This window comes from Ochrobactrum sp. PL_is483 (assembly GCF_055816855.1).
The window spans coordinates 69,156-82,634 of record NZ_JBVPGS010000018.1 but is presented as its reverse complement, the minus strand read 5'-3'; the positions used below and the strand labels follow the sequence as shown (position 1 = coordinate 82,634).

The window sequence follows — 13,479 nt, the reverse complement described above, 5'->3', positions numbered from 1 at the left end:
CAGATGATCTTTCGGGACCAGTTGATCGAGCGTCACCATCTCGAGCGCGGTCTGTTCGGCGGCGGGTTTCTTCAACATGACCCACAGAATCACAAAACCCCCGACATAGCCAGGGGTTTGTCAGCAGGCTGACGGGGCCCGTCGAAAGGCGGGGCTTTTTTGTCACGCTCAAGCGTGCATCGCTGCTTGCAACGGCATGACATCTCTCGTCTGCCCAGGCGCTATCATCCCTGGACCAATGGACAGGCTGAGCGGATGGTGCGGACGATCAAGGACGCCACCATTCGATCCTTCCACTATGCCTCCATCACCGATCTACGCCGTCATGTCCGGGATTGGTTGCTGGCATATAATTACGCCAAACAACTCAAAGCGTTGCGCTTCAAAACGCCGCTCGAGGCCATCCAGCAACTCGGCCACACAAAACCCGAAATCTTCAAACGAAAAGCAAACCAACACATGCTGGGACCAAACATTAGAAATCATGCAGCCCGCTTCGGCAACCGCACGGTGAATGTCGACCCTTCGCCCAACTGCGAGCGAACGACCAGGCGTCCGCGATGGCGGGCGAGAATATGTTTGACGATGGCAAGGCCAAGACCTGTGCCCTTTTGCGCCCGGCTGGTTTCCACGTTGATCCGATAGAAGCGTTCCGTGAGGCGGGGCAAATGCTCGGCAGCGATGCCTGGACCAAAATCCTGAACCGATGCGACAACCTCCGGAGAACGGCCGCTATCGTCTTCATCCAGTTTGACAATCACCCGCTTGCCTGCCTGTCCGTATTTGCAGGCATTCTCGACCAGATTCTGGAACACCTGAATAAGCTCGTCACGCGCGCCGGTGACCATCACGGGATGATCCGGCAGTACTCGCTCGATATTGATGTCGAGGCCCGCCGCCAACGGAGTGAGCGTGTCGGCGACGTGATTGAGAATGGAAGTCATGTCCACGCATTCACTGACCGCCAGATGCGCCCGCATCTCAAGTCGCGACAGGGACAAAAGATCATCAATCAGGCGCGACATGCGTTCGGCCTGTTTCTGCATGATATCCAGAAAGCGATCGCGGGCAGCCGCATCGTTTCGGGCGGGGCCTTGCAACGTTTCGATGAAGCCGCGGAGCGAAGCCAGAGGCGTGCGCAACTCATGGCTTGCATTGGCGATGAAATCCGAACGCATGCGATCGATGCGGCGCGTTTCACTCTGATCCCGAAAAAGCAGGACAAAAAGTTCCGGCCTGCCATCCTTGCCGGGCAAGGCCTTGACCATGGCCTTGAACCAGCGATCAATCGGGACACGCTCGAAATATTCTATGCTTCGCGCTTCGCCGTCAGCGATAACCCCTTGAATAAGGGCGTGCATTTCGGGCGCCCTGAACCGCAGATAAAGTGCTGTTCCGGTTTCCAGTGACTGGAAGGCTTCAAGAGCCGCCGAATTGATGAACAACACCGTGCCACTATGATCAAAGACGATCATAGGATCGGTAAGAAGTTCGGCCAGACGCTCGCCGGACACGCCTGCCATTTCGTTGGGCGCTATGCTTTTCACTGGAATTTCGTCCGGTTCGCTGCCCGCAACTTCGCTCGCAAGCCACACGGCGCCAAGAACAACAAGGGCCAGCAGGCCAGCGCGAAACCAGAACGGGAGATCCAGTGCCAGCACACAAACCGCAAGGACAATGCTGGCGATCACAACGCCCTTGACCCGCAGAAGCGGCTCGAAAATCGACGTCGCGGCTTCTGGTTCTGGATCGGTGCGGTTGCCTGCCTCGCTCATGCTGTTTCCTTCTGCGGTTGTGGCATCGACTTTATCCGGAAATGCTGGAACACCTTTACGCGGCTTCCAAACAGCCCATATCATGCTTTGATATAAACGAAAGGGAATTGCCGTGGGTGACAGTTCGAAGACAGCTAACAAAAAGAAAGACAAAAAAGACGAAGCAAAGTCGGGCGACAAGCCAATCAAGCTGAAAATTGACGGCGTGGCGCGCTCGTTTGACATCAATGACCCGAAGCTGCCGAAATGGATCGATGACAATGCGTTGCGGTCAGGCGGATACCCCTATCCGTCCAAAATGAAGTCGGATGAATATGAAGAAACGCTGGAGCGGCTTCAGATCGAACTCGTCAAGCTTCAATATTGGCTTCAGGATACGGGCGGGCGCGTCATCAGCGTGTTCGAAGGCCGCGACGCTGCCGGCAAGGGCGGCACCATCTTTACGATCCGCGAGTTCATGAACCCCAGAACCGCGCGCAATGTGGCGTTGCCGAAGCCTACCGAAACCGAACAGGGGCAATGGTACTTCCAGCGCTATGTCGCGCATTTTCCAACGGCTGGCGAGTTCGTCACATTCGATCGCTCATGGTACAACCGGGCCGGTGTGGAACGCGTCATGGGTTTCTGCACGCCGGCGCAGCTTGAAACGTTCCTGACCGAAACACCCGATTTCGAGCGGATGATTGTTACGGATGGCATTCATCTCTTCAAATTCTGGCTTGATATCGGCCAGGAAATGCAGCTCAAGCGTTTTCACGAGCGCCGCCACAGCCTGCTCAAGAACTGGAAGTTTTCGCCTATGGATGTGGCGGGCATATCGCGCTGGAACGATTATTCCGACGCATTGCACACCATGCTTGAAAGGACCGATACAGGTTACGCGCCCTGGACGATCATCCGGTCGAATGACAAAAGGCGCGCCAGACTGGCTGCAATCCGGCGCATCCTTTTGACCCTGCCTTATGAAGGAAGAGACCTTCAGGCAATCGGCGCCGAGGATCAATCGATCATCGGACGCGGCTCCACATTTCTCACCTCGTCATTTGCCGAGATATAAAACAGGCTTGGCTGGTGCGGCGTCTTTTCCCACAGATGAGGCACACGCACCAGCTGCCACAGGGCACGCCAGGCCGAGATCGAGATCAACACCCAATATACCGGGATCGAGAACAGGTAGGCATAGCCTCCAAGCTCCGTTGGCTCCATCGTCCTTGCACCCAGAAGATAGAAGCTCAGATAGGCCAGCAGGATGTTCGTCACATCGATCCCCAACAGCCACAGACCGTGTGTCGTCAGGGGCTCGAACAGCATGCTGATCAGCAGGAGAGCGAACATGACGAGCATCAGAGGATGCAGAAGTGCAGAACTGATTATGCCCAAAGAGTAAATCTGATTGATGGTAAATCTGAACCAGCCAAGCTCGCGCCATGTGTCACGCGGCTGGCGCCCGTGGACAAGCCATGTCTGCATCCAGCCCTTGAGCCAGCGTGTCCGCTGCTTGCGCCATACATCATAATTTACCGGCGCGTCTTCGATCGTTCCACGCGTAATGACGCCGATGCGATAGCCGAACCGCGCGAGCCTCACGCCAAGATCGGCATCTTCCGTGACGTTGTAGGCATCCCAGCCGCCAACCTCTTCCAAACAGGATCGCCGAAAATGATTGGAAGTTCCCCCGAGCGGAATGACAAGGCCTTGAGAAGCAAGCCATGGCAGCAGCCCGCGGAAAAGCGCAGCATATTCGAACGCGAACATGCGCGTCAGCAAGTTATGGCGAAAGTTTCCGATTATCAGCGGCGCCTGGACACAGGCCAACCCGTCGCCTTCAGCCTGAAAAGTCTGCCAGGCCTCAAGTAACTGATCAGGATGCGGACGGTCCTCGGCGTCGAAAACGGCAACAATCTCGCCCCGCGCGAATTGCAAGGCGTAATTCAAGGCCTTCGGTTTTGTCTTCGGACCTCCGGACGGCACGAGAACCAGTTCGAAATTGGACGGGAGCTGCTCACAACGTATCGCCGATACTGTATCGAAATCATCCTTCTCGCAGACCAGCTTGATATCGAGTTTGCTGGCGGGCCAGTTCAGCCGCTTCAAGCTCGTGACAAGCTGGCCAACCACATCCTGCTCGCGATACAGCGGAACAAGAACGGAATAAGTCGGCAAGTCGCGTGGCCGGCATTTCTTGATTTCGAGAAACTTCAACCGCTGTCCGGAGACAGCTGCGAACAAGCGGATCATCACGCAACCGAAGAAGAATATAGACAGCGCTACATGGAGCACAAGAAGCGTGGTTCCCGGCCAGTTGAACATGCAGGCGAAGAAAGCGTAGATCGACATGGCGATGACGAATGCCTGCGGCGTATCCAGAACCCGGGCAGCGGAAAGTGACTGCGGCGTCATCTCATAGGCCCGGGCGATCAGATCCTTCTGATGCCGTTGCCGCATGATCTGCTTGAGAAGTGTCGGCGTGCAGATACGTATCCGGTTCTTCAAATGCGGTGCTGCAAGAATATAATCCCGCAGCGCCCTGATGCGATTTTCCGACGGAGCTATATAGAGATGACTGCCCCCATCTGCTCCCAGAACCATGACCTGCCCGACGTCGACGAAAGCCGATGGCTTCTCTTCGCCAGACACGAAAATGCGGGACGGCATAGCTTCGTTTGTGAACTCCACTCCCAGAATATCAGCGATAGCTGCATAAATGACCGATTCTGCGACGTCCCCTCTCTGAACCAGTTCCACACAGAAAGATGTTCCATGGTGAGCAGCCGCGCCATAGGCCCCCAACAACGCATCTCTAGACACACCCCATTGCTCCAATCTGGCTGATATGGCGCTGCATATCTCCAGATCGAACGCAGTCGATACACTACTCATAGTACCCCCGCACTACTGAATATTTATGTTATATTTTATGAATTTGCGTATATACTAATTTTACCGAATACTTAATTAGTTAATTATTTCGGTAAAATTACAATCGGAAAGTAATATGCCCTGAGATATTTGCAACCTTTATTTTCATGGAACCTTGGGTGAATATGCGCACCACCCGATTGTTCAATTAACGCGAAATTATAGAAAAGAGGCCAAAAGCCAGTCATGAAACGCCGCCCTTCCAGACTGCTGATCGCGCTGACATTCGCATGTGGCATTCATGGCGCAGAAGCTTCCGGCGCAGAGGCTTCCGACACCAAGCCGCTGGCTCCCTCGTTCATTAACCAGAAGGAGCGGCTGCCCTCGCCGTCACTGCAAACGCTCAGCCGGTTGAGGCTCATCACCACAGTCGACTTCCCTCCATTCAACATGCTGAGCGACCGGGGACAGCTTTCCGGTTATAATGTCGATCTTGCCAAGGCGCTTTGCCGTCAATTGGGCGTAGACGACATATGCCAGATCGAAGCCGTGCCATGGGATGAGCTGGAGGAACGATTGCTCGGCGGACAGGCAGAAGCCATCATCGCCGGGTGGAAACCGACCGATGCAAACCGCGAACAGTTTGCCTTCACGCGGTCCTATATGCGTCTGCCTGCACGATTTGCGACGGCCAACGCTGACGTCTTCAACGGCGATCCGGCGACAGCCACCAGGGGCAAGGAGGTTGGCGTCGTTGTCGGCACAGCGCATGAGCAGTTGCTGAAAAGCTATTTTCCCGAGGCAGTCGCGAAACCATACGCCGATGCTTCCCTCATGCTCGCCGATCTCAAGGGCGGCAAGATCAGCGCCGTGTTTCACGACGGCATGGCGCTTTCATTGTGGCTGAACGGTCCCGAAGGTCATGCATGCTGCACTTTTGCAGGAGGCCCTTATCTTGCGCCGCAATTTCTTGGCAGCGGCCTCTCCATCGCTGTAGCACAGCAAAATGCGCCTCTCGTGAACGCCTTCAACAATGCCCTTCAAGCCTTGCAGCAGAAGGGCACGCTGACGGAGCTTTACCTGCGCTATTTTCCGAACAGCTTTTACTGATCCGGATATCCGGCCGGCGGACAGTTGAATCCGCCCGCCCCATCGCGTGCCATTTTGACGCAGGAAAAGGTCGCCACTAAACGAGTTTTCAGATATTTTTGAAATTTCCGATATATCGATACTTACAGTAAAAAAGTAAAATTGTTTTTTATCAAATAAATAAAGCGGAAAATGAGTCTTCCATCCGGCGAAAGCACAGACAAATCAGGCTAAGTTGCGCCGCTTTTAGCACAAAAGACCCAATAAATACATCTATTTATTTTGACTTGAACAATTCCGCCTTCGATCAATAATCAAAGTGAGGGAGAAGGAGGATATATACAATGTTCGATGGCGTACCTGCTCAATGGCACAAGACTCCGGAGCAAACAAAACGCTCGCCGAATGAAGCCGCCTATGTGTTTCTCGGCATCATGCTCGCTGCACTCAGCGTGCCAGCGACATTCCTAGGCTGGGCAATCGTTCAAAGTATCGCATCGCTTTTCTAGGTGTTTGGTCCCAGTCAAAACAGTGCCATACAAAATCCATACCGTTCTCACGGATAACGGAGTTCAGTTCGTCCAGCATGGCAAACGGGCTGAAAACGGTTTTGTCGGTCATATCTTCGGTGCGGTCTCCTCGGCAAATGGCATCGAACATCGCCATCCAGCAACTCAGCAACACAAAACCCGAAATCTTCAAACGAAAAACAAACCATCACATGCTGGGACCAAACAACAAGAGCGGTTCCTGTTTTAACGGAATCGTTGGAACCGCTCTCTCTATTTGTTTTTTCGCGTTTCCGAATGCATCAAAGCGGGATTAGAAATCAGTCCGGGGACTGATTTCCCCGCGTGGGCGTTTCACATTTTTGGTTCGGAAATGCTCTATCGAAGCTTTCGCAGCAACTGCCATTTCAAAGGACGTAACTTCTGATAAAGCGCCGTGGCGCGTATCCGTTCCAGCGACCGGTTGAGAGTGAGCGATATATGCCCGCGAAGAGTGACCGCTCTGATATAGTCACGCATAGGAACGGTCCGGTCACGCAAGCCTTGCTTCCATGGCTCATCGCCAAAGCCCAGATCGAAACACTGGTAGCCGTCCGCTTTGAGCATGTGCAAAAGATGCAGAATTATCACCTTGCCGGGCGAGTATCTGCTCCATTCACAGTCTTCAAAAGTCGTAATCATTGCGCAGTAATGGCCATTACGAACGACACTCCACATCGTAGCCAATATCGTCTCATCCACCGCAAGTGCCGAAAAATGAAGAGCATCGCGTCGCGCAAGCTGTTCGGTCGCCTCTTCAAAGAACCGTCGCTTTTCAGGATGGGCATCGAAGCCCGGAACCATAGTTTCCTCGAAACGACGCTGTTTCTGGCGTAGCATCGTTTCGAGAAGAGACTGCCGCTGGGTTTCCGTTTGGGCTACGTAAAAACGGAAACCGTCCAGTTTCTGAAGCGCCCGGTCCCGCTTCTTGATGTTCCTTATGCCCTGTATGGACTGCTCGATCTCTTCCATTGGACGAGTCAAGGAAATTGCATGGGTTGACGCTTCCGAGGAAAGATTTGTCAACTGCCACAAAGGGTTTGCGATGCCTTCGACCTGCTCTGACATTTTGCAAAGCGCGATCACGTCATGAGAGGGAACCGTTGCAATGACAGCTTCAAGTATGCGAACGGCAGCGTCCCGCGAAAGTTGCGCGGCCGCTGGAAATATAATGGGCCCGTTATAATCGCTAACACCGTCATCGATAAATGAAAGGACGCGAGATCCGTAGCCGGACGTGATAGAGAGAGGCAGAAAGAGAAGCGGGGCTCCGTTCGTCTGGCGAACTTCGGTCAGGCATAGCTCGGTTCCGGATTTCTGTCCGTAGCTCGCTTCCCATGCCCGGATAAAGGATTTGGACTGAAAAACAAAAAATGCGCTACCGGTCTTGTCATCGGCATCCGGCCAGTCACTGGATAACTGTTCCGTGTTTTTATAAACTCGAATGTCAAAATCAACGGTCATCATAAATGTCTTTCACGGTCTCCGCGTCGAATCTCATTTTGTAGTTGAAAGGTTTAGTAGATTTGAAACCAAAGAAAACTATGAAATGCCAGCCTGGCTGGTGTGCTGCTTCGAACGTGCTTTCTCGTAAATAGGACAACGATGTCTGTTTCGATCATCATCAAGACTTTGAACGAGGAAGCGCGCATCGCCGCGGCCATCGAGAGCGCCCTGAAGGCTTTGCCCGGCGGAAAAGTCGAAGTCATCGTAGCGGACAGTGGGTCTACCGACCGCACCATCGAAATCGCGCGGGCATATCCGATCAGGATCGTGCAGATCGAGCCACCCGCGCAGGCCAGTTGCGGCCTCGGTCCGCAGCTTGGTTTTCAATATTCCACACAGCCATTTATCTGCCTGATCGATGGCGACATGATAATTGAGCCGGATTTTCTTGCCGCCGCCCTTGCTTATCTCGACAGCCACCCGGACGTCGGCGGCGTGACCGGCCATGTCGTGGACCAGATTTTGGAAAGTCTGGAGTTTCAGCGCCGTTCAAAACGGTATTCGCCCGAAGCACGGACAGGCGATATCGACCGCATGAACGGCGGCGGGCTTTACAGGCGCAGCGCCATTGAGCAGGCCGGTTATTTTTCCGATCGCAATCTGCACGGTCACGAAGAGTTTGATGCCGGTGTTCGCCTGCGCAGCCATGGATGGAAACTCCATCGTCTGGACCGGCCGTTCGTGCAGCATTTTGGCTATACGATGAACGCCTACAAACTTCTGGTCCGTCGCTGGAAAAGCAAATACCTGCGCGGCACCGGTGAAGTGTTGCGTGCTGCGATGGGGCAACCGCATCAAAAAAACCTGTTTCGCGAACTGCCGGAATTGCGGCTCTGGGGCGCGGTTTATATCTGGTGGCTGGCTGTCATAGCTGCCCTGTTTCTTGTGCCGGGATGGTTTCCCGCAATTGTTGTGGCTGCCATCATTGTCGTGGTTCCGTTCGTGGCAATGTGTGTCCGAACGCGTAGTATCGAACTTGGTGTCTACGCGGTGGTGGCGTGGATATTTCATGCGGCAGCACTGCCCCTCGGCTTTTTTCAGCCGCGCCGCAAACCGACCGAATGGATTGAGAGCAAGGTTATAAGGGAACCCTGATGGACATGCGGCGACTGGCCTTATCCGCCTTGTTGATTGGCCTCGCAATGTCCGGTGCCGGTGCTGAAGAATGGCTTCCGGTCAAAGAAAACAATCTCGAAATCTCTGCCGGGAGCCCTCTCGATTTTTCGGGATTTCTGGCCAACGCGCCCATCGAAGAGAAAAATCGCCTGATCGCAAATGCCGACGGGCATTTCGCGCATGCTGACAAGCCGGGCGAGGCGCTGCGGTTGCAATGTGCGTCCATTGCCTGGGGGCCGCCGTCGTCGCGGGCGGTGGATCACGCTTTTATTGATCGATATGTACGGCAGCTCCGCCTGCACGGTTACAATATAGCCCGGTTTCACTTCGTCGATGCCGATCTGATGCTCGGGCAGGCGCGAGATTTTGATTTCCGCTCTGAGGCCCTTGACCGGATGCGCTATCTGATGGCGGCGCTCAAGCGCGAAGGTATCTACTGGATTATCGACGGACTTACTTCCGAAAGCGGCGCTTTGGGCGGCAAGGACACCGATCGATGGGGGCCGGACGGCAATCTGAAACGCCGGATTTATGTCGACGATGCGGCATTCGATCACTGGCTGCGTTTTCAGAAAGAAGTCTATGCCACGGTCAATCCCTATACGGGACTTGTACCTTTGCAAGACCCTGCGCTGGCGCTGATCATTCCGTTCAACGAAAACGGCATCGAGTTTACGAGCTTTGTCCACGAGCCCGGTGACGGGACAACATTCTGGACCGGCTATCGTTCGGCATTCAATGCATTTCTGAAAAAGCGATATGCGGATACCCGTGCCTTGTCACGAGCCTGGGGCGGCTTGGCATCCGGCGAAAATCTGGAGCAGCGAACCATCCGTTTGCCGGAAAGCCGGAGCGGAGGTGGCGGACGGCTCCGGGATTTTCAGGCTTTTCTCGTTGAGAGAGAGCGTTTGTTGACCCGGCGTCTGGAGCAGGCGCTGCGCGATCTTGGTTATCGCGGCCTCGTCGCTCCCTATAACAACTGGTTCACGGTCCAAACGGCTCTTTCGCGACAGAACCAGCAAGCGGTCGTTGCCAATACCTATCATGACTGGATCGGAACGCTTGATCCGGGTACCGAAATCAAGGACACCAGTTCGATTGCCGACGCCGCGTCCTACGTCGGTGAAATCGCTGCCGGACGTTGGCTCGGGCGGCCTTTCCTCGCGACAGAATACGAGCACCTGTTCTGGAACCGTTATCGGTACGAAGCTGGAATAGTGATGCCAACCTATGCCGCCTTGCAGGGCTGGGATGGTATTTGCCGCCACGGTCAAGGGCCGCTGACGCTTGCTTTCGATGAGGCGGCTCCGTTCCGCCAACGCATCGTACCCTATACTTTCGCTGCGGATCCCGTTGCTCGTGCCGGCGAAACACTGGCGTCGCTGCTGTTTCGCAGGGGCGACGTCGAAACGGCACCTTTCAATGTACCGTTTCTGATGCAGGGAGAAGCGAGTCTTGGTGAATCGCTCGAGTTCCGGGAACCGGCGCGACTGAAGCCATTGGCGCTTGTCGGTGGAATAGGTCTTGCAGCGAAAGGGCTGACTTGGCCGCAGGGCCTGCAAAAATCGGTTGCGGTCGACTATCGGAGTGTATCGCTCGGCAATGTATTGCAGCGCTTGAAAGCGGCAGAACTGCTGCCGCACGATAACGCCACTGATCCGTCGCAAGGCTTGTTTGAAAGCGTCACGGGCCAGGTCATGCTCGACCGCAACAAACAGCGCATGCAGGTTGTTACGCCTGAGACCGAGGCCATTGCCTTTGCCGAGCTGAGAGATCACGTGACCTTGAAGGAGCTGTCCCTCGGCAATGCGGAGGCGAGGGGGCTGTTTGCAGTTTCGGCAATTGATGGAAAAGGGCTGAAGGACAGCGAAAAGCTGCTTGTAATTTTCGCCAGCGATGCGCGCAATTCCGATATGCGTTTCCGTGACAAGGCGCAGAAGATTATTGAGGATTGGGGGCGTCTGCCGGTTACTTTGCTGCGCAATCGCGTGGATGTGAATCTGGCAGGAAACACGGTTTCATGGGCACTGTCGCCTGTTGGCCTTGACGGCAAGGTTCACGAAAAAATAGCCGCCGGGTCTGGCCCGATTGCATTCCGGTTGGATAATGGTGCAGGCAAGGCGGGGCCGACTACTTTCTTTCTTTTGGAAAGGAAGCTCGCCGTTCAATAGAAATCGGTCGACAACCTGCTCCAGCTTTCGCCTGCAAGACCGCCAATAAAGATATCACCGCGCTGAATGGCATTCAGCATTTCCACGTTTGCTGTCGCAACGCAGACATTGGCTTTCAGGCGAAAGAACATGATCGACTGCTGCGAAAGCGCATTGAGATAACGCGGATCAACCCTTCCTTGTGCCGCGATATGCCCTTCATCCTGCAGGTGGATCAGCATCGCATCGACGGCATGTTTTTCCATTCCCGCTTTTGTGATGATGTTCAGAACTTCTGCGATGCCATTGGGGCGCGTATAGTAACAAAAGAAGCCGCCCGGGCTTCCGGTGCGGTCGTTGATCGCGCAGAACCGCAAGGCACCGGCAGCATGATTGTCTGAAGCCATCCGGAAGAGCCAGTTGACGTCGCTTTCTGTCCAGGCTGGATGCGCCAAATAGCTCTGCAGGTAACCGGGAACGAGAGATATGGCTTCTTCTTGCGCAATTTCCCTCACATCTGCCCGAGATTTGGCTGTTTTCTTGATCGCGGGAATTGGAAAGAGCGGGTTGAGTATTCTGCCCACTGAACTGGTCGCCCATCCGCCGAGGATCGGACGCCGTTCGGCAACGTAATTGGCCACATAGCTGGCCGCTCGGAATACACGTGTCCATCCGAGCCCGTGTGTGCCGAGTGTTATCCCGCCGATCGCTTCGGAGTGCTTGAGGCTCACGGGGGCGGCGCTGTCGGTGAAGTTGAGGATTTTCTCGCTCGGACGCAAAGTGAGTGTCAATTCGGCGGCGCCGCGTGGCGACATTTCCGGCTTCATCATGAAAGCGCAAAGCAATCGCCCCATGATCGATTGGCCGTTGACCCTGTAGGGGATAGGCAGGACCGAGATGGCGCTATCGATCTCACCGTGCTCGTTCTCATGGACCACGCTGCCAATCGCCGGGTCGTAATATGGGTTTTCAAAAAAGAACTTTTGAAAATACGGATCGAAAGTCTCGTGGCGCGACTTTGAATGTGGACGAAAAACTTGCTGGAAGAGCGTGCGAATAGCGGGGATATCATCAGTCTTCATCGCGCGAACGCGCCGCGACTTGACGTCGTTTGCCGAGATCGAGATGTCCGCCATCTAAGCCCCCACTGTTGAAACCGCTTTCTTCGCTTCTGCGTCACGACTCCGGCGAACGAGGTAGATAACGCATCCCCATGATGCCAGCACAATACTGATTTCAATTGCGTAAATGGCCGCGAAAGTTCCCGTGATGGGCGCGTACCACGTTGCCAGCGCCAGGAGCGGGGCGCCGAGAATATTGCCTGTGTTGAGGACAGCGGTGCGATAGCTGTGCTGGCTGGAAGCCCCCAGAAGATCGACCGCAATCGACCACAGGGCAACAAACACGGTGACCCAGCAAAGCGTGCGGCAGAAGGAAACCAGCGTGTCATACTCGCTGCCAAACAGATATGGCAGGTAGGGTGCAATGATAAACACGGCCAGCGACGTTAATACGCCGATGGCAAATGCGGCACCAAGCAGGCGCATTGTGATCGGCAGGGCATGATGGATGCCGTTTGCGCTCGCACGCGCCAGGTGAGGATAGACAAGGCGATTCATCGCCTCGATAGTCAAGGTACTGCTGTCGATGATGCGGCGGGTGACGCCATAGCTGCCGACGATGCTGGGCGGCATCAAAGTGCCGAGAAGCAGAAGGTCGGCATTCTGGCGCACTGCCCTGAAAATGAACTGCGACGCGAACATCACGCCGAGCCGAAGTTCATCGCGGACGATTGTATATTGCGGCCGCCCGAGCCTGCGCAGGAACAAGCCATAGACGACGGCGACCAGGACATGGACTGCAAATTGCCAGTAGGCCCATCCGACAACGGTGGAGACACCGAACAGAAGACAGGCAATCGCTGCGGCAATGGTGCGGGCAATGGCAAACCCGACAACGGAAAGATTGGCGGATACGAAATCGGTATGCGCGATATAGATCTGCTCGACGAGCAGGATAAGGCGCACCAGAACGATATTGGTGACGAGCAGCAGGAAAAGCCCGACCAGATTTCCCGTAAACTCCGGAGAGCCGCTCAACCAGAATGGTAATATCAGCATGCCGGCAGCAACGAGGACAACACCGGTTATTCCGATAAGAATGAGATTGTGCCCCAGCATTGCCGGATAGATCGCCCGATCTTGTGCCACGCGGCGCACGAGGCATTCTGCTCCGCCCAGGCCGCAGATGAAGGTGGCGATGCTGGTAACGGCCATCACCGTCACAAACAAACCGAATTCATGCGAACCGAGATACCGCGCCAGAATGGCAAATGTAAAAAGCTGTGCGATATTTGCTGCAAAAAGGCTCCCGCTGGAAGCTGCGTAGGACAGGAATGTCGACCAATGGCGTTTCAATATTTCATACCGAATTTTC

10 protein-coding genes and 1 pseudogene are annotated in these 13,479 nt (G+C 54.8%); 5 read left to right on the top strand and 6 right to left on the bottom strand.

Features of this window, described 5'->3' with window-relative positions; genetic code table 11:
* Positions 1–183: 183 nt before the first annotated feature.
* Positions 184–474 (top strand): annotated as a pseudogene (locus AC0TNJ_RS01130) (integrase core domain-containing protein); the annotation flags it as partial.
* An 8-nt stretch (positions 475–482) separates the two neighbouring features.
* Here AC0TNJ_RS01130 and AC0TNJ_RS01125 read toward each other — a convergent pair.
* Positions 483–1,775, bottom strand: a complete 1,293-nt coding sequence (locus AC0TNJ_RS01125) for an ATP-binding protein (RefSeq protein ID WP_473769959.1) — start codon at positions 1,773–1,775, stop codon at positions 483–485.
* 112 nt (positions 1,776–1,887) lie between these two features.
* Here AC0TNJ_RS01125 and ppk2 point away from each other — a divergent pair, with 112 nt between their 5' ends.
* Positions 1,888–2,832 carry a polyphosphate kinase 2 gene (ppk2, locus tag AC0TNJ_RS01120; protein ID WP_473768829.1) on the top strand — a complete coding sequence of 315 codons (945 nt, stop codon included), beginning with the start codon at positions 1,888–1,890 and terminating at the stop codon, positions 2,830–2,832.
* On the opposite strand, the gene AC0TNJ_RS01115 is transcribed toward ppk2, so the two are convergent.
* Positions 2,775–4,655: a glycosyltransferase family 2 protein gene (locus AC0TNJ_RS01115; protein WP_473769958.1), complete on the bottom strand. Its 1,881-nt coding sequence runs from the start codon at positions 4,653–4,655 to the stop codon at positions 2,775–2,777. The genes ppk2 and AC0TNJ_RS01115 overlap by 58 nt on opposite strands.
* A gap of 225 nt (positions 4,656–4,880) precedes the next feature.
* On the opposite strand from AC0TNJ_RS01115, the gene AC0TNJ_RS01110 reads away from it, so the two are divergent.
* On the top strand, positions 4,881–5,744 hold the full coding sequence (locus AC0TNJ_RS01110) for a transporter substrate-binding domain-containing protein (protein ID WP_473769957.1): 864 nt from the start codon (positions 4,881–4,883) through the stop codon (positions 5,742–5,744).
* Between the two features lie 426 nt (positions 5,745–6,170).
* On the opposite strand, the gene AC0TNJ_RS01105 is transcribed toward AC0TNJ_RS01110, so the two are convergent.
* Both AC0TNJ_RS01105 and AC0TNJ_RS01100 read right to left on the bottom strand, forming a co-directional pair.
* The gene (locus AC0TNJ_RS01105; RefSeq protein ID WP_473769961.1) at positions 6,171–6,389 is read right to left on the bottom strand and encodes a hypothetical protein; all 219 of its coding nucleotides are present in this window, start codon (positions 6,387–6,389) and stop codon (positions 6,171–6,173) included.
* Between the two features lie 221 nt (positions 6,390–6,610).
* Positions 6,611–7,738: a GNAT family N-acetyltransferase gene (locus AC0TNJ_RS01100; protein WP_473769956.1), complete on the bottom strand. Its 1,128-nt coding sequence runs from the start codon at positions 7,736–7,738 to the stop codon at positions 6,611–6,613.
* 138 nt (positions 7,739–7,876) lie between these two features.
* Between AC0TNJ_RS01100 and AC0TNJ_RS01095 the strand changes: the two genes are divergently transcribed.
* Together AC0TNJ_RS01095 and AC0TNJ_RS01090 are read left to right on the top strand one after the other, a co-directional pair.
* On the top strand, positions 7,877–8,872 hold the full coding sequence (locus AC0TNJ_RS01095; RefSeq protein WP_473769955.1) for a glycosyltransferase family 2 protein: 996 nt from the start codon (positions 7,877–7,879) through the stop codon (positions 8,870–8,872).
* Positions 8,872–11,064, top strand: coding sequence for a glycoside hydrolase (locus AC0TNJ_RS01090; protein ID WP_473769954.1), 2,193 nt, complete (start codon positions 8,872–8,874; stop codon positions 11,062–11,064). Before AC0TNJ_RS01095 ends, AC0TNJ_RS01090 begins: the two co-directional genes overlap by 1 nt.
* Here the strand turns inward: AC0TNJ_RS01090 and AC0TNJ_RS01085 are convergent.
* Positions 11,058–12,179 carry a hypothetical protein gene (locus AC0TNJ_RS01085; RefSeq protein ID WP_473769953.1) on the bottom strand — a complete coding sequence of 374 codons (1,122 nt, stop codon included), beginning with the start codon at positions 12,177–12,179 and terminating at the stop codon, positions 11,058–11,060. The two genes, AC0TNJ_RS01090 and AC0TNJ_RS01085, sit on opposite strands and share 7 nt — an antisense overlap.
* Entirely contained in the window at positions 12,180–13,460 is a 1,281-nt protein-coding gene (locus AC0TNJ_RS01080) for a lipopolysaccharide biosynthesis protein (protein ID WP_473769952.1), read from the bottom strand.
* Between the last annotated feature and the right edge of the window lie 19 nt (positions 13,461–13,479).